General features: G+C 55.7%; 12 protein-coding genes. 8 read left to right on the top strand and 4 right to left on the bottom strand.

What is annotated here, in order from left to right:
- The first annotated feature begins 108 nt into the window (after nucleotides 1-108).
- The 3 genes from VN24_RS07555 (at nucleotide 109) to map (ending at nucleotide 5,353) form a co-directional block, all read left to right on the top strand.
- The gene (locus VN24_RS07555; RefSeq protein WP_045669890.1) at nucleotides 109-3,723 is read left to right on the top strand and encodes a chemotaxis protein CheB; all 3,615 of its coding nucleotides are present in this window, start codon (nucleotides 109-111) and stop codon (nucleotides 3,721-3,723) included.
- 424 nt (nucleotides 3,724-4,147) lie between these two features.
- Nucleotides 4,148-4,336 carry a hypothetical protein gene (locus VN24_RS07550; RefSeq protein WP_045669889.1) on the top strand — a complete coding sequence of 63 codons (189 nt, stop codon included), beginning with the start codon at nucleotides 4,148-4,150 and terminating at the stop codon, nucleotides 4,334-4,336.
- Nucleotides 4,337-4,606: 270 nt separating this feature from the next.
- On the top strand, nucleotides 4,607-5,353 hold the full coding sequence (gene map / locus VN24_RS07545) for a type I methionyl aminopeptidase (RefSeq protein WP_045669888.1): 747 nt from the start codon (nucleotides 4,607-4,609) through the stop codon (nucleotides 5,351-5,353).
- 181 nt (nucleotides 5,354-5,534) lie between these two features.
- On the opposite strand, the gene VN24_RS07540 is transcribed toward map, so the two are convergent.
- On the bottom strand, nucleotides 5,535-6,314 hold the full coding sequence (locus tag VN24_RS07540) for a metal-dependent hydrolase (RefSeq protein WP_045669887.1): 780 nt from the start codon (nucleotides 6,312-6,314) through the stop codon (nucleotides 5,535-5,537).
- A 220-nt stretch (nucleotides 6,315-6,534) separates the two neighbouring features.
- Here VN24_RS07540 and modA point away from each other — a divergent pair, with 220 nt between their 5' ends.
- The 3 genes from modA to abc-f all read left to right on the top strand — a co-directional run bounded on the left by modA (nucleotide 6,535) and on the right by abc-f (nucleotide 11,810).
- Nucleotides 6,535-7,401 carry a molybdate ABC transporter substrate-binding protein gene (gene modA, locus VN24_RS07535; RefSeq protein WP_082084192.1) on the top strand — a complete coding sequence of 289 codons (867 nt, stop codon included), beginning with the start codon at nucleotides 6,535-6,537 and terminating at the stop codon, nucleotides 7,399-7,401.
- A 747-nt stretch (nucleotides 7,402-8,148) separates the two neighbouring features.
- Nucleotides 8,149-9,543 carry a class II fumarate hydratase gene (gene fumC / locus VN24_RS07530; protein ID WP_045669886.1) on the top strand — a complete coding sequence of 465 codons (1,395 nt, stop codon included), beginning with the start codon at nucleotides 8,149-8,151 and terminating at the stop codon, nucleotides 9,541-9,543.
- Nucleotides 9,544-9,902: 359 nt separating this feature from the next.
- Complete coding sequence (gene abc-f / locus VN24_RS07525; RefSeq protein WP_045669885.1) at nucleotides 9,903-11,810, top strand: ribosomal protection-like ABC-F family protein; 1,908 nt, start codon at nucleotides 9,903-9,905, stop codon at nucleotides 11,808-11,810.
- 255 nt (nucleotides 11,811-12,065) lie between these two features.
- Here the strand turns inward: abc-f and VN24_RS07520 are convergent, their stop codons facing one another.
- Nucleotides 12,066-12,959 (bottom strand): hypothetical protein, encoded by an 894-nt coding sequence (locus tag VN24_RS07520; protein WP_238590919.1) that lies wholly within the window; start codon nucleotides 12,957-12,959, stop codon nucleotides 12,066-12,068.
- Between the two features lie 239 nt (nucleotides 12,960-13,198).
- On the opposite strand from VN24_RS07520, the gene VN24_RS27910 reads away from it, so the two are divergent.
- Complete coding sequence (locus tag VN24_RS27910; protein ID WP_045669884.1) at nucleotides 13,199-13,507, top strand: IS110 family transposase; 309 nt, start codon at nucleotides 13,199-13,201, stop codon at nucleotides 13,505-13,507.
- A 50-nt stretch (nucleotides 13,508-13,557) separates the two neighbouring features.
- Here VN24_RS27910 and VN24_RS07510 read toward each other — a convergent pair whose 3' ends face one another.
- Nucleotides 13,558-14,076 (bottom strand): GyrI-like domain-containing protein, encoded by a 519-nt coding sequence (locus VN24_RS07510; RefSeq protein WP_158453662.1) that lies wholly within the window; start codon nucleotides 14,074-14,076, stop codon nucleotides 13,558-13,560.
- Between the two features lie 353 nt (nucleotides 14,077-14,429).
- Between VN24_RS07510 and VN24_RS07505 the strand changes: the two genes are divergently transcribed.
- Nucleotides 14,430-15,653, top strand: coding sequence for an IS110 family RNA-guided transposase (locus tag VN24_RS07505; RefSeq protein WP_045669882.1), 1,224 nt, complete (start codon nucleotides 14,430-14,432; stop codon nucleotides 15,651-15,653).
- Between the two features lie 137 nt (nucleotides 15,654-15,790).
- Here the strand turns inward: VN24_RS07505 and VN24_RS07500 are convergent, their stop codons facing one another.
- Nucleotides 15,791-16,522: a hypothetical protein gene (locus VN24_RS07500; protein WP_045669881.1), complete on the bottom strand. Its 732-nt coding sequence runs from the start codon at nucleotides 16,520-16,522 to the stop codon at nucleotides 15,791-15,793.
- Between the last annotated feature and the right edge of the window lie 12 nt (nucleotides 16,523-16,534).

Genomic DNA, 16,534 nt, shown 5'->3' with positions numbered 1-16,534 from the left:
CAGAGAATAGTAGTGACAACCGTGTTGTTTGGAAAAAAGCAACGTTCATCCGAGAAGCGAATGAGGGCAGCTTTCGCCCTGGCGAAACTACAAGGGGAGGCGAAATGTATGACACTGATTCAGCCCGGCTCCGTTTCCGAAACGAATGACCGGCAGGAATCGGTTTCTAATCCGGTCCGGATCGTCGGGATCGGAGCTTCGGCGGGAGGGCTTGACGGCTTGAAAAACTTTTTCCAAAACATGAGTACGGAATCCGGATTAGCCTTTGTCGTCATTCAACACCTGTCACCGGATCATAAAAGTTTGATGAACGAAATTTTGGCCCGCTATACAACGATGGAGATTCATATTGCGCGTGACGGGATGGTTATTGAAAGCGACTCGGTTTATTTGATCCCGCCGCGCAAATCGTTGACGGTCCGCTCGGGGAGCTTGTGGCTGTCGGATCCGCATCCGGACGAGATCCATTTTCCGATCGACCACTTCTATCATTCGCTTGCCATCGACCAAGGGGCGCAGGCGATTGCCGTCATCTTGTCGGGAACGGGCAGCGACGGCTCGCGCGGAATCGCCACCGTCAAGCGGGCCGGGGGGATCGTCTTCGCCCAGAACGAAGAGTCCGCCAAGTTCGAGGGCATGCCGCGCAGCGCCATTGAGACGGGACATGTCGACTATGTGCTGCCGCCGGAGAGGATCGCGCAGAAGCTGAAATTGCCAAGCTCGCTTATTCCGAGCGCTTCGGCCGTCGGAACGATCGGCGCACTGCCCGATCCCCGCACGGAGGAGGCGATCGCGCGCATATTGGAGAAAGTGCGGGCGCATACCTGCATTGACTTCAGCTATTACAAAAGAAACAGTCTGCTGCGCCGCATCGAAAAAAGGATGGCCATTACAGGATCGGCGGATATCCAGGCGTATTCCGAGTGGTTAGACGAGAATCCGGACGAGATATCCGCGCTGCGCCAGGATTTGCTTATCCATGTCACCCATTTCTTCCGCGATCCGGAAGCGTTCGTCATCATCAAAGAGAAAGTGCTGCCGCAGCTCATTATGCAAAAGTTAAACGGCAAGGGCAACCCGGAGCTGCGGATTTGGACGGCCGGCTGCTCCACGGGAGAAGAAGCTTACACGCTGGCGATGCTGGTGATCGAAGAGCTGGAGAAGCAGAAGCTGGCGTGTCTGTTTACCGTGCGCATTTTTGCAACGGACGTCGACAAGCAATCGATCGATTACGCCAATCACGGGGTATATCCGCTCAGCATTGAAAATAGCGTGGACAAGCATTATCTGACCCGGTTTTTCGTCCGCCAGGGAGATACGTACCAGGTGACGAAGGAGCTGCGGCGGGTCGTCGTGTTCGCGCCCCATAATTTGACCAAGGATCCGCCGTTCAGCAATCTGGACCTCATTTCATGCCGGAACATGCTCATTTATTTGCAGTCGGATATGCAGCTGAAGGTGCTTTCCCTGTTCCACTTTGCGCTCAGCTCGTCAGGGTTTCTATTCCTGGGGCCTAGCGAAACAATCGGCAAGCTCAGTCACATGTTCGAGCCTTACAACAGCAAGTGGAATGTGTTCCGGCATAAAGCTTCGCGCAAATCGGTCTCTGCGCCGCCCTTGCCCGTTGACAGAAGCTCCGGCGGGGTGACCGTTCTGGACGGCCGCGAGCGGCGAAGGTTCAGCATTTCGGCGGAGCACGCGGAGAACCGGAAAAACAGCGAGCTGTACAGCACCTTTGTCAACGAGCATATGCCTCCTTCGCTCCTTCTGGACGAGAATTTGGACGTGAGGCATTTGACGGGCAAAATTCAGCCGTATCTGTCACCCGCCGAAGGACGGCCGAGCTGGAATATTCATAAAATGATGGAGCCCGGACTTGCGATATCGATCGTGACCGCTGCGAACAAAATCCGCGCCGGAGAGAAGCGGGTCCGCTTCCGCAATCGGCTCGTGCAAACACCGTCGGGGGAAGAGGTGGTCGATGTGCTCGTCAAGCCGTTCTCTTCTTCGGGTAAAGCATACAACGAATATATGCTCGTTACGTTCGAGCCGGTCCGGGAGGAAGAGGAGAACCAGCTCTCCCAGGCCGATCTGGACGAAAACGTCCGGCGGCAGATGCTCTGGCTGGAGCAGCAGCTCCGCGATACGGAAGAGAGGCTGCAGGCCGCCATTGAGGAGCTGGAGACGTCCAACGAAGAGCTGCAGAGCACAAACGAGGAGCTGATCGCCGCCAACGAGGAGCTGCAGAGCACGAACGAGGAGCTGCAAGCGGTCAACGAAGAGCTGGTGACGATCAATGCCGAGTACCAGTTCAAAATTCAGGAGTTAACCGAACTGAACAACGATATGGATCTGTTTCTGGTGAGCACGAAGATCGGCACAATTTTCCTCGACACGCAGTTTTGTGTCCGCCGCTTCACACCGGCCGTCACCAAAGAAATCAACCTGCTCGACGTCGACATCGGCCGGCCGTTCAGCCATATCTCGCACAACTTTTTGTACAACGACTTCATCAAGGATGCCGCCCAGGTGTTGAAATTGCTCAGATCGTTGGAGAAGGAGATCAAGAGCAAGACGGGCAAATGGTACAAAATGCGCATGATGCCTTACCGGACGCTTGAACATTTTACAAAAGGCATCATTATTACATTCGTCGATATTACGGAGTTGAAGGAAATGAACGAGGAGCTGCTCCGGCTCTCGAACGCCATGGAGCAAAGCCCGGTCATGGTGGCGATCACCGATCTGGAAGGGCGCATCGTGTTCGTGAACAGCACGTTTTTGCAGATGGTCGGCTGCAGCGCGGAGAGCATGTACGGCAAGCCGCTGGAGGGGCTTAACGACTGGCAGGCTTCCGGCGTCCGGTATGCGGAAATTTTGGACAAGCTGCGCCGCGGGGATTCGTGGGAAGGCGAGCTTGCGGGAATCGGCTGCAACGGCCAGACCTATTGGGAGCAGGCGAAGCTGCTGCCGATTCTGAAACGCGGCGAGACGATTCACTACATGAAAATTTCCGAGAATATAACCGAACGCAAGGAAACCGAGGAGCTGCTGCGCAAGTCGGAAATGCTGTCGGCCGTCGGGCAGCTGGCAGCGGGAATCGCGCATGAAATACGCAATCCGCTCACCGCTCTGAAAGGGTTTACAAAGCTGATGCAGGAAGACAATAAGCGCAACTATATTTCCATCATGGCGATGGAGCTGGAGCGGATCGAGCAGATCGTAAGCGAGCTGCTCGTGCTTTCCAAGCCGCAAGCGATGGATTTTCTTCCGACTGCGCTGGATGCGGTGCTGCGGGATGTGGTCATGCTGATCGAGGCGCAGGCGATTATGAACGATGTTCAGCTGGAGCTTACGGTGCCGGAAGAGTACTTATATGTGCACGGAGTAGCCAATCAATTAAAACAAGTTTTTATTAATCTTCTCAAAAACGGCATTGAAGCGATGCCGGGCGGGGGCACCATTACGATCAAGGTAAGCAAAGATGAAGGCGGCATGATTTGGACGACCGTGCAGGACCAGGGAATCGGTATTCCGCCGGAGAAGCTTGCCAAGCTGGGCGAACCGTTCTTCTCCACGAAATCGAAGGGTACGGGTCTTGGGCTTGTGATGAGTTATAAAATTATCGAGAACCACCACGGCAAGCTCGTTTACGAGAGCGAGCCGGGCAAAGGAACGAAGGTGAGCGTCGGTCTGCCGTCGCTGCCGCAGCTGCACCATTAAATGACTTGATGGATATAACGGCGTCCGCGCTTCAATAACGAGCGGGGCGCCGTTTGTTTTTCCCCGGGAGCTGCGGCAATATTGCCGAAAGCGGCGCATAAGATGAAACGGTAAAGCGCGGAAGGGAAGCGGGCAGCACGCCGCCTTTATCGTAAAGCGCAGACAGGGGAGGTGAGCGGCCACCAACTCATTTATTACTGTGCAGATATGTTTCATTTTCAGGATAAAGAGTATTAAAATGCAGTAAAAAATGCATTCTCTTTTCATTGTTGTGCATGAAGTGGTATAATAATGTGAAAAGTAAGATTATTGTGAATTTGTCCATGGAGTGCCTGCACCGAAGGGGGTAGAGGCGGCTAGTTGCCGTATACGTTCTCGTCATAACTGTTTAGGACGACCATCCAACGTCTAAGGAGGAGATTTCATGGCGAAGCACAGCCAAAATGAAGTCAAGGAAAGCCTTAAAGAACTTACGAGAATTTTTCAGCCGAAAGATCCGCGCAAATTCGTCAAGGAATACATCCGCAAATACCGGATTACGGGGGGATACGAAGACGAACTGACCGTTTTGGTCGAGCACGAGCTCGGAAGGCTCAACTCATCGGTGGGCTGACCTTTTTCCTTACTTTTCGAACAGGCCATACAAGTCTTGCTTGCGAACCGGAGCCACCCAAGGCTCCCTCGCGGGCAGGGCTTTTTTTTCGTCCGTTTATCGGTTGCGGCCATTGCCGTTTGCCGCCTGTGGAGCGGGGTAGGGGCATAGGATTATCGGCTGCCAGCTGCCGTCACTAACTTGATGACGATTTGCCGCCGCGTCCGATGGAATGAAGGACATTCAGGAGGAATAAAGTAGGAGGAGGATTGTGAAAAAGGGGGCAGGTTAATGACGGAGTTGAAAACGGAGGAGGAGATCGGCTGCATCCGAAAAGCGGGGCGAGTTGTGGCCGAGTGTCATCAAGCCATCGCGCGCCGCATCGCTCCGGGAGTGACGACGCTTGAAATCGACCGTTTTGTCGAGCGGATGATGGTCGAGCGCGGAGCCCGTCCCGCCCAGAAAGGGTACCGGGGCTATCCGTTCGCAACCTGCGCATCGGTTAACGAAATCGTCTGCCATGGGTTTCCGGATACCGTTCCGCTCCAGCAGGGGGATATCGTCACGATCGATATGGTAGCCGATGTGGACGGCTGGAAAGCGGACTCCGCATGGACCTATACGATCGGCAAAGGAAGCCCGCAGGTGGAATATTTGCTGAAGACGGCGAAACAGGCGCTGTTCCGGGGCATCCAGCAGGCGCTTCCCGGCAGGCGGATCGGCGATATCGGCCAAGCGGTTCGGCAGCATGCGGAGAGCAGCGGCTTCGCAGTCGTGCCCAGCTTCGTCGGTCACGGGATCGGCCGTGACATTCACGAGCCGCCGGAAGTAAGCCATGTGGCGCGGGCGGGCAGCGGGGGAATGCTGCGGGACGGAACGGTGCTGACGATTGAACCGATTCTGACGATCGGCAGACCGGAAGTGTGGATCGGCAGCGACGGCTGGACCGCCCAGACGAGAGACGGCTCATGGTCGGCGCAGTTCGAGCATACGGTAGCCGTCACCGCCGCCGGACCCGTTATTTTAACCGCATTATAGGCGGAAGCCTCCGTTAGCCGCTGGTCCGGTTCTCAACCGCAGCAGCCAAAGTTGTGGATAACATTAGCGTTTTAAAAGGTCCACAGCCGCTCTAACAGGGGATAAACCGGATTTTATACACATTGTCCACAGAAGTTATTCACATTACCCACAGGCGCAATCCATACTTCGTTTTGCAGCTTTACCCTATCCACAGCCTCCAACCGCCCATCTGCACAAACACGATCCATACGAGCACAAACGTCATGCCGATAAACAGCGTTTCGAATACGGCTGCGCTGAATTTGCCGGTCCGCATGAGCGGGATGCACAGCTTCCATTCAAGCGGCGGCAAAGGGCGGATTCCCCGCTGGGTCAAAGCGTCGGTGAGCAGGTGGAGCAGGTAGGCGATGCCGCCGGCCTGCCAAACGGCAGGCTCCGCCGGCGCGATCCAATACAGCAGCCCGGTCCAGATTGCAGTTGCATACAGCGTATGCGTAAATCCCCGATGCGGCAGCAGTGCGCAGAGGCCGAGCACCCCTCCGATGACGGCCGCGAGCGGCTCCCCCGGCAGCAGCATATATTGCGGAAAGCCGCCTTGCAGCACGAACCATGGAATGCCGATTAGTCCGGCGGTGATCAGCGCGGCGGCGATCAGCAGCATGAGCGCCTGCCGCAGCTTCCGGTCGGTGGCAAACACCGACAGGGCGAGCAGCGCGCACCCGGCCCAGTTCCACGGCGCGTACGGGCGGGCGAGCCAGCAGACCGCGGCTGCGGCAATAAGCAGCACCGCTTTGAGCAGCCGCAGCGCCGGCTTCGGCAGCGAACGGCTGAGAAGCAGCGCGCCCGGCTCGTCGATGTCCGGCAGCAGGCTGCCGATAACGGCCGCAGCGGCTGCTGCGGGAGTAAGCGGGGTATGCAGCAGAGCGGCACAGGCGAGCGAGACGCCGGTGCCGGTTATGAGATGGGAAGATCCTTTCATATGATTCCGTTCGCCTTTCTCGTATCGTGATCGATTGCTTTGGTGATGTCAGTATAGTTCAGAACGGGACATATAGCAAACGAATGTTCGCTATTTTATTTTCGTATTTTACAAGTTCAATTCAGTGTATTATATTTTGTTACAATTAAACATGTTTAGTTAAATCCAGTTGATATTGCGGACGGCATCGAAGTATGAACAGGAGGCTATTGGAGTGAAAATGAAAGTGAATGTGATAGTGAAAACAGGCTGGATCAGCCTGCTCGTACTGCTTGTCGTTATGGCAGCTTCAGGCTGCGGAGCAGGGGGCAGCGCTTCAAAGGATAACGGCTCCGCCGCACCCGATCGGACGCAGAGCGGAACCGGCGAAGGCGCGGCTGACGCGGGTGCGGCCGCGGAACTGACCGTCTCGGCGGCGGCCAGCCTCACCGATGCGCTGAATGAGATTAAGGCCGCTTACGAGGCATCTCATCCGGATGTGAAGCTGGTCTTTAATTTCGGCGCTTCCGGCACGCTGCAGAAACAGATTTCACAGGGCGCACCCGCCGATCTGTTCTTGTCCGCCTCGTCCAAAAATATGAAGAGTCTCGTCGATGAAGGGCTTGTTGACGCCGCCGAGCAGACGAATCTGCTGGCCGGAGAGCTCGTTGTGGTCGTCCCGGCCGAGGGAAGCGGCATAACGAAGCTGGAGGACTTGCAAAATCCCGCCGTAAGCAAGGTTGCCGTCGGCATTCCGGAAAGCGTACCCGCCGGCAGCTACGCCCGCGACGCGCTTACCGCCGCCAACCTGTGGGACAAGCTGCAGTTGAAGACGGTGCAGGCGAAAGATGTGCGCCAAGTGCTGAGCTACGTCGAGACCGGCAACGCCGACGCCGGGTTCGTTTACCGCACCGACGCCCTTGCGACAGACAAGGCGAAAATCGCTTTTGCCGTCGCTCCTTCCCTGTACAAGCCGATCGTATACCCGGCCGGCATCGTCAAAGCGACGAAGAACCGTGACGCTGCCGCCGCTTTTTATCAGTATTTGCAATCGGAGGAATCGCTTGATGTCTTTCGGAAATACGGCTTTTCTGTGCCGACACAGTGATGCATGGGGGAGCGGTAGAGCGTACAGGCGTTCGGGGAATGCTGCTGATTTGGCTGCAGAAATGATGCTGCTCTGGTTTCAGATGCTGGGAATTGTTGGGTTTTAAATAGCCCTCCATTGTTGACGGGCGCCGCGCGCAAGTGAGAAAATGAAGCTGCAGAGCATTTCTTGTTTGCTTAGGAAATTATGCGAATCTAAGAATTGTGGATAACGGCTTGCAAAGACGTTATGATGCTCAAAATGCCCTTTTGCACAATCTTAACGGTTGTGAGAGACCTTATCTGATCGTTTTCGTTGAAACAGGACTATTCTTGCATACAATAGCTGCGCTCAGCTCCGTTAGAATTTTAAAGGGGTCATTTTCATTAAATTAGAGGCTGTGGCAGCCGTTAGAAAATAACCCGGCATCCATCGACTCCCTCATCCGGAACGAATCGAACCGGCGCAGCAAGGCATTTTGCCTCATGCAGGATGCTTATTTTTGTTCCGGCTTCTTTTTCTTTATGATCCGCAGCGCTCGTTATGAAGGCGGTTTTTTTTTCTGTTTTCGTGAGAAAATTTTATGCGCATTTTTTTTAGGTGAGCAATATTTTCCGGCAAGAAAGATCTGCGGCGTGAAATGTTAACTTCGTAAACGATACAGGCGGAAATCCTGCCCGAGCGAATACATCTTTGTCCGGCTGAAACGGCTTGCATTAACGCCTGTGCGGTGAAAGTACGAATGAAGCCAAGGAGGGTGTACCGTTCATGGAATACCGGATCGAAAAGGATACGATGGGCGAAATCCGCGTACCGGCGGACAAATTATGGGGCGCGCAGACGCAGCGCAGCCGCGAAAATTTCCGGATCGGCTGGGAGCGGATGCCGCTTGCGGCCGTTCATGCGATGGCGGTGGTGAAAAAAGCGGCCGCCCGCGCCAACGCAAGGCTCGGCGTGCTGGATAAGACAAAGGCGGAGGCGATCGAGAGCGCGGCGGACGAAATAGTGGCGGGGCGCTGGGACGACCAGTTCCCGCTCGTCGTCTGGCAGACGGGAAGCGGCACGCAGACGAACATGAACGTCAACGAAGTTATCGCTAGCCGCGCCAACCAGCTGCTCGAGGAGCAGGGTAAAGGGCAGTCGCACCGCATTCATCCGAACGATGACGTGAACCGTTCGCAAAGCTCCAACGACACTTTCCCGGCGGCGATGCATATCGCGGCCGTGCTGGAAGTCGAGAAGCGGCTGCTGCCGGCGCTGAAGACACTTCAAACGACATTGGGCGAGAAGAGCAAAGCGTTCGCGGATATTGTGAAAATCGGACGCACGCATTTGCAGGATGCCACCCCGATTACGCTTGGGCAGGAAATCAGCGGTTGGGAGGCTATGCTCGCGAAGTCGGCGTCTATGATTGGCAGCAGCGTCGAGGCGATCCGCGAGCTGGCGCTGGGCGGAACGGCGGTCGGCACCGGCATTAACGCGCATCCCGGCTTCGCGGCCGCCGTGGCGGAGGAGGTGACGGCGCTGACGGGCACCCGCTTCGAGACGGCGCCGAACAAGTTCCACGCGCTCACCAGCCACGATCAGCTGGTGTGGGTGCATGGCGCGGTCAAAGGCTTGGCGGCGGACCTGATGAAGATCGCCAACGACGTCCGCTGGCTGGCGAGCGGTCCGCGCTGCGGCATCGGCGAGCTGACGATTCCGGAGAACGAGCCGGGCAGCTCGATTATGCCTGGCAAAGTCAATCCGACGCAGTGCGAAGCGTTGACGATGGTCGCCTGCCAGGTGATGGGCAACGACGCGGCGATCGGATTTGCCGCCAGCCAGGGCAATTTTGAGCTGAACGTGTACAAGCCGGTCATTATTTACAACTTCCTGCAGTCGGTCGTGCTGCTGGCGGACGCGATGCTGTCGTTCAACGAGCACTGCGCGGTCGGCATTGAGCCGAATCGCGAGACGATCCGGCGCAACCTGGAGCAGTCGCTTATGCTTGTGACGGCGCTCAACCCGCATATCGGGTACGAGAATGCGGCGAAAATCGCCAAGCAGGCCCACAAGGAAGGGCTGACGCTGAAGGAAAGCGCCGTCCGCAGCGGGCTGCTGACCGAGGCGCAGTTTGACCAGTACGTGCGGCCGGAGAAGATGACCGGCGTGATTTCGTAGGCAATTTTGCACAATCGCTTGAAAATCAGCCGTCTGCCAATATATAATCATCATGTTAACTCATTTCGACGAATAACGGAGGACCAATCGACCGATGAAGAAATAACACGTATTTTCCGGATGACAACGAGTCAAAGCGTCAGCTTTGCGTTCGCCAGGCGGCGAACCGGTCAGGGATACGTGTGTCGATTTGGGACTCTCTCATCATAGAGCCGTGAACAAGTATTGGGGTGGATGCAACCGGCCGGAAGGGCGGCTCTCGCGTCTTCATTCCCGTACTTTTCGCAGTCCCCGTACGTTTCCGACCGTGTGCCGCTGGCCGCGGTTTTTTTATTTTTCATCGGAAATGAGGGATGTCGATGCTGATTGTCAAAGCGATCGATCTTCATAAAAGTTTAAGCGGGGCCGCTTTATTCGAACAGGTTTCTTTTGAAGTAAGAGAGGGAGAGCGCCTCGCCCTGTTCGGGCGCAACGGCGCCGGCAAAACGACGCTGCTGCAGGGACTGCTCGGAAAAATTGATTTTGACCAGGGGACGATCCGCCGGGAACTTCCGCTCGAGCATTGGGGCTGGTTGGAGCAGCATGTCGATGTAAGTCCCGATGATACGGTGCTTGAATTCGTGCAGTCCGGATCGGCGGAGCTGTACCGGCTCAAGCAGGAGCTAGAGCGGCTGCAGCAGCGGATGAACGGACAGGCGAGCAGCCGTCCTGCAGCGCCGGAGTGGGTGAACGGACAGGCAAGCGGCCGTCATTCAGCGCCGGAGCATGCGGCGGAAGAGATGTACGGCGGGGAAGCGATGGACACCGTTCTGGAGCGGTACGGCCGGATGTACGAACGGTATGTGCAGCTGGACGGGTATGCGTGGGAAGTAAAGGTAGAGAAAAGTCTCGGGCTGATGAGGCTCGATCCGTCACTGTGGACGCAGCCGTTTTGCAGCTTAAGCGGCGGTCAAAAAACGAGAGCCCAGCTGGCGGCGCTGCTTGTCCGGGAACCGAAATTTATCGTACTGGACGAACCGACCAACCATTTGGATGAGGAGTCGCTCGATTGGCTGGAGATGTGGGTGCGCGCCTATCCCGGCACGGTTTTGTACGTGTCCCACGACCGGACATTTATCGACCGCACGGCGGACGCCGTGATCGAGCTGGAAGCCGGTGGCTGCCGCCGCTATACGGGCGGGTATACCGATTACCGCCGGCAGAAGGAGCTGGAGCTGCGAACGCAGGAAACGGCGTACAAGAAGCAGGAGCAGGAACGCGAGAAGCTGCTGGAAAGCATCCGGCGTTATTCGGAGTGGTTTCATCAGGCGCATCGCTCAGCGGGGCAAAACGATTTTTACCGGTCGAAATCGAAGAAAAACGTCTCCCGTCTGCATGCGAAAGAGGCCGCTCTCGAGCGGCTGGAAAGCGCCCGGGTCCAAAAGCCGCGCGAGGCCGCAGGGCTTCATATGCAGCTCGTTGCCGAATCGTTTGCCGCGCGGGCGCTACTGCGGATGGAAGGTGTGGGCTTTGCCCATGAGACCGGCCGGGAGCTGTTCAAGCAGTTCGGACTGTCGGTGAACCGGGGCGACCGGATTGCCGTATTAGGACCGAACGGGGCGGGAAAATCGACGCTGCTGAAGCTGATCGCGGGACTTTTGCAGCCGATGGCCGGAGCCGTCCGGCTGCATCCACAGGCGAAAATCGGCTATTTTGCCCAGGAGCTTGACCATCTCGAGACGGAGGAAACGATTTTGGGAAGTTTGCTCAAGCTTCCGGACATGACGCAGACGAGGGCACGCACCATTATGGGATGCTTCCTTTTTTCGCGGGAGGACGCCTATAAGAGGATCGGTCAGCTTAGCATGGGGGAAAAGTGCCGTGTCGCCTTCCTCATGCTGCTGTTCAGCGGGGCCAACCTGCTCGTGCTCGACGAACCGACCAATTACCTCGATATCGATACCCGCGAGCGGGTGGAGGAAGCGCTGCTGGAGTATGCCGGCGCCTTCGTCGTCGTCAGCCATGACCGCTATTTCATCCGCAGGGCGGCAAACCGTTTGATCGTGATGGACGAAGCCGGTGCCCCGCAGCTGTTCTCCGGCACTTATGACGAATACCGCTTCAAGGACCGGAGCCGCCCGCTTTCTCCCGAGGAGCAGGGACGGGACAACGAGCGCGTCCAGCTGCAGCTGCGGCTGGCTCAACTCATGAGCATGGAAGAACCTGACGAAGAGGAAGAGCGGCTGCGATTGCTGGAGGAGATTCGGCAGCTGCGGCAGCGTCTGTGATTGTCCCGGAACCGGATACTTCTTAATAAAGCCAAAGACCGTTGAAGTGAAAAAGAGCTGCCTTCCGGCAGGATGTTCCAGTCCTTTCCGGCAGGCAGCAATTGCTTCTATTGAGCTGTCGTTATCCGTTAGCGGAATGTTTTCCGCAATCCTTTCGGTCCACAAAGAAACCCCGCTTGACAACTTACATAGGATTCTGGCTATTCGTTGTTCTTACTATTTTCAATTGGAATCAGCTGTATTTGCTATTACGTCTCAAGCTGATTCGCCCCGCAAGGCGCGTCGGCGATCATGCAGCACCAGAAGGATGATCATCCCCATCATCACCCCCAGGACGGTCCCTGCCTCCGTGGTCAGAACTTGTGCCAGCGGGTACTCCGGGGCGGGCTGGGCATCGGGGCGAGAGGTGGACAAGCGGTTGAAGAGATTGTAAGAGAACAGCATTCCCGACGAGATCCATGCAGCCGCCATGGGGGGCAGGAACCTCCGCGAGCCACGGCGGGTAGTAAGCACGAGCAAGCCCCACGCCCCCGCGAAGGCCCATACGCCGGTACTCAACGACAGCAGGCGCCACCATATATCGCGGTCATCCAGCATGGCAGGCTCGATGCCGAGAGTGCCGCCCGTCGCCCAGAATATCTTTATAATGGCAAGCAAGATGCAGCCGCCTGCGACAAACCTGGCCAGGGTAATCTGGAGTTTCCGGGTGTGTCCCGGCAGTTCCCCGCAGTCGATCGGACCGCCAAGTGCCTCCGGCCACCGTGCCTTGGCGTACCCTGCCAAGGCAATAGGCAGACAGATACCGACCCCGACCAGCGAGACCATGACGAAGATCTGCTCGTAGACCCAGAAGTCGGAGGTACCTGCCTCCATATCCCGGGTAATGGCGGCCGGACCGAGTATCGGGGCCAGCAGCAGCATAGGTACGAGAAGACCGGTGCCCACCCACACAGGAAGAGCCACCAGCCACGAGGGCAACCGCTCACCCCACGGCCTGCAGAACGCCATTGCTAACAAGATGCAGCCCGCGGCGAGAACCATGGTTACTGCGTTGGCAGTGCGCCAACTGAGGTCGCCCATTTGATCGGTCGGCATGAAGAGACCAAAGGTCCAGGCGATTTTAATCAGCAGATACGGCGATACCGCTATGGCGGTGCCATATCCTCAAATTCTTCGCATTCTCATCAAACGTGAGCCTTTATCCTCTGTCATTACTATCATCTTGTCATTCCTTTCCTTCTTATATTTTCGTTAGCATTTCAGACACAGTTCCCTTGATCATTTACGTTTCCAGTAGTTGGGAAGTTGCGTTAAACTGCCCGTTAGAATTCCTGTGGATCCATTATTTTGGACTTTGTAAAAAAAAGAGCGCCTCTGTAACATGGGAGTTGGTAACGGGTCTACAGCCCTTACATCTCGCCATCTGGAGGTCGCTCATCTATGAAGTTAAGGACGTCGCCCGCGCGGTCAGTTATCGGGGAATTGCCCTTGGATCGCCACTGGAATTCGGCAGCCATAACAAAGGCTTTCAACTGTTCGGCCGTTGGATTCAAGATCTGCTCAAGTCTTACAAGCTAAGCAAAGTCATCGTGGGCATGGAACCCGCCGGTCACTACTGGCTGAGCCTGGCACGCCAGCTATCAGGCAAAGGAATGGAGGCTGTTCTTATAAATCCCCACGTCGTCAAAAAGAACTAGGAGAACCGACATGAGTCTGAGTGAGAAAACTAAAGCATCTTGCTCATGTATTAAACCTCTGACTTCTTGCGTACCGGGTATAGCATCGTAAAGTCGAATGTTTCGATTTCTGCATAGGGGATTGTGAGAGCGTTCAACGGTTCAAGCGGAACCGTCTCCATCCCGAGTACGCCTTCACGCACATCAAGCTCATAATCGGGCGACTGCTCCAGCCACGCAAACATCGCATCATATACGAGCCACATGTGCGCCTCATTTCCGTAAACGCGGGCGCTGGCACATACCCCTCCGCGTACCTCCAGAGTCTCAATGCCATCCGGTACATCTCCGTACTCACGAACCGCCAGTCCGACCCAGAGCGTATCGACTTGCTTGCTCCATTGCTCCTGCGGAATAAACACATACGCTGAGGGCCCATCCGTAAGTCGCGCATCGTCAAGGGGGATCTGCGCTGTAAGTTTGCTCCACGCCTCCCGCGTCCCGCTCTTGTCAGGTGTCATTCCCGTCCGTACTGCCAAAGCCTTGAAAGGTGCGACTTCAATCAAATCAACCGCTATCGTCTCCTGCAAGCTACCCTCTCCCCTCATCACGATTATCCTTGCATTTGGCATCCCGTTAATTTTATTCGGTATTCTCCAGAAAAATCCTATTCAAAATTAAGGTTAGTTCCCCGTTAGCCATCCATGCCCCTCTCGGGGCACCACAGAGTAATGAAAATTTTGGTGCGGCGTTCTATACTATTCTTACGGCTGGTGAGGAAGGTCGTTAAGCTATGGTGTCGCGAACCCATCCGTTAGTCTGACTACGACGATCACGGTGCACCACGGTATGTCGCTCCTTTTGGGAAGCACGCGGGGTAGAGTAATCCTTTCTGGTTGTTGCACCAGTCCTCAATTTCAATTGCCGTAGAAAGGTGAATGTTATGGATGTCCTCATCGAGCGCGCTTGCGGTTTGGATGTTCACAAGAAGTCCATTACCGCTTGCGTCATGACTCCCGAAGGAAAGGAGATTAAGACCTTTCGTACGCATACGGTGTTCCTGCTGGATTTAATCGACTGGATCAAGCAGCATCGCTGTACGCACGTGGCCATGGAGAGTACCGGTGTTTACTGGAAACCAATCGTCAACCTGCTTGAAGCCGAGGAGATTCAATTCCTCGTCGTAAACGCACAGCACATTAAAGCTGTTCCCGGCAGGAAGACGGATGTGAAAGATGCCGAGTGGATCTGTAACCTTCTGCGTCATGGACTGCTCAAACCCAGCTACATTCCGGACCGTAACCAACGCGAACTCCGCGAATTAGTCCGTTACCGTCGCAGCCTGATTCAGGAACGCTCTCGTGAACATAACCGGGTTCAGAAGGTCCTTGAAGGCGCCAACATTAAGCTCGCTGCTGTTGTCTCCGACATTATGGGCGTGAGCAGCCGCGATATGATGGGGGCCATGATCGAGGGAGAAGAAGATCCCGAAAAGCTGGCAGCTTTCGCGCGACGAACTCTGAAGAAAAAGAAGGAAGAGTTGGAATTGGCCTTACGCGGCAACATGAGTGCCCACCAACGGATCATGCTGAAAACGATGCTCACACACGTCGATTTTCTGAATGAGCAGATTCTCGAACTGGATACGGAGGTAGCCAAACGGCTCGACCCTTTTCAGCAAGACATTGAACGTCTAGATACCATTCCAGGGATCGGCCGACGAACCGCAGAACAAATCCTTGCCGAAGTTGGGACTGATGTCGGTTCGCGCTTCCCATCCGCCCCTAATCTCTGTTCATGGGCGGGCCTAGTTCCAGGGCAGAATGAAAGTGCCGGAAAACGAAAATCCTCAAAAACTCGCAAAGGCAACAAATATCTCCGAGCGGCACTGATTGAAGTCGCCCATTCCGTATGCAGATCCGACAACTACCTAGGAGCACAGTACAGACGCATTGCCGCCCGAAAAGGCAGACACCGAGCAGCCGTAGCCGTCGCGCACTCCATCATGACCATTGTTTATTACGTTCTTACACGAAAAGAAGATTACAAAGATTTAGGAAGTCATTATTTTGAACAGCGACAACAAGAAGCGATCGTGAGACAAGCCGTACGAAAGCTTGAGAATCTTGGTTTTCAGGTAGCCCTCTTTAATTCGGAGGCCTCTTAGCGTTTCAATGTCTCAAAATTGCGAAGAAGCACAGTTTTTAAAAACCATAAAAGCTGGGCTTAGTTTCGTGCTGCCATTTTTGGGTCTGAGCTAATAGTAATTTTCGGGGTAGCGCAATAATCCTCATCGCGGGCGCATTAAAGCTGCTTCCGCCTGCGGCGGCGGACCCGGACGATCAGCCAGACAACGAGCGCGATCAGCGCAATTAGTGATGCGCCGCCGGCGTACGCGATATGGCGGATGTTAGGCACGGAGACGGTCAAATCGAACGTATTCGGCTGCAGCGGGGCTATGTTCCACGTCAAGGTGCGCCCGTTGCCCGAGATATGATCGGCGTTGCTGGAATCGGGTTTGATCGGCAGCGTCAGCTTCAAATCGAAATTGAACCCCGACAGCGCGAATTTTTTCAGCAGCGGAGACAGGTTCTCCAGTTTGGCGACGGCGCCGGACGCCTGCGTAGGCATCATGGCGGCAGGATCGACGGTTACCGATATATGTTCTTTCGTTGTCCAGAATCCCGGGGCGCTCGTGCGGGACATCGTAACTCCTTTGGGCAGGGCGGCGTTATGGCGGAAATCTTCCGGATCCATATGCTTGGACACGGTAAGTCCCGTCCGGCCGTTTTCCTGCAGCGGCGCGGCGTTCAGACCGTCCGCCTTCAGCCTGTCGATCAGACGGCTCATCAAATCGGATCTGCCGATTTGCTCCAGCGCGCTGCTGCTGACGAGCAGCTTCACATTCATATCGGCCGAGCCGTTCCGGTTAATCGTGACGCTCGCTTCGCCGTCGGCGCAGGCCGATAACGCAGTCAGCATGAACAGGGCGATTATAAGAGCGGCAAAAGCGCGCACCGGCTTGGGTATGTACATGTTCGTCGTTAG

Origin of the sequence: Paenibacillus beijingensis (genome assembly GCF_000961095.1) — a bacterium.
GTDB classification, from domain to species: Bacteria; Bacillota; Bacilli; order Paenibacillales; family Paenibacillaceae; genus Paenibacillus_O; species Paenibacillus_O beijingensis.
This window is presented reverse-complemented; position numbering and strand designations above follow the sequence as displayed.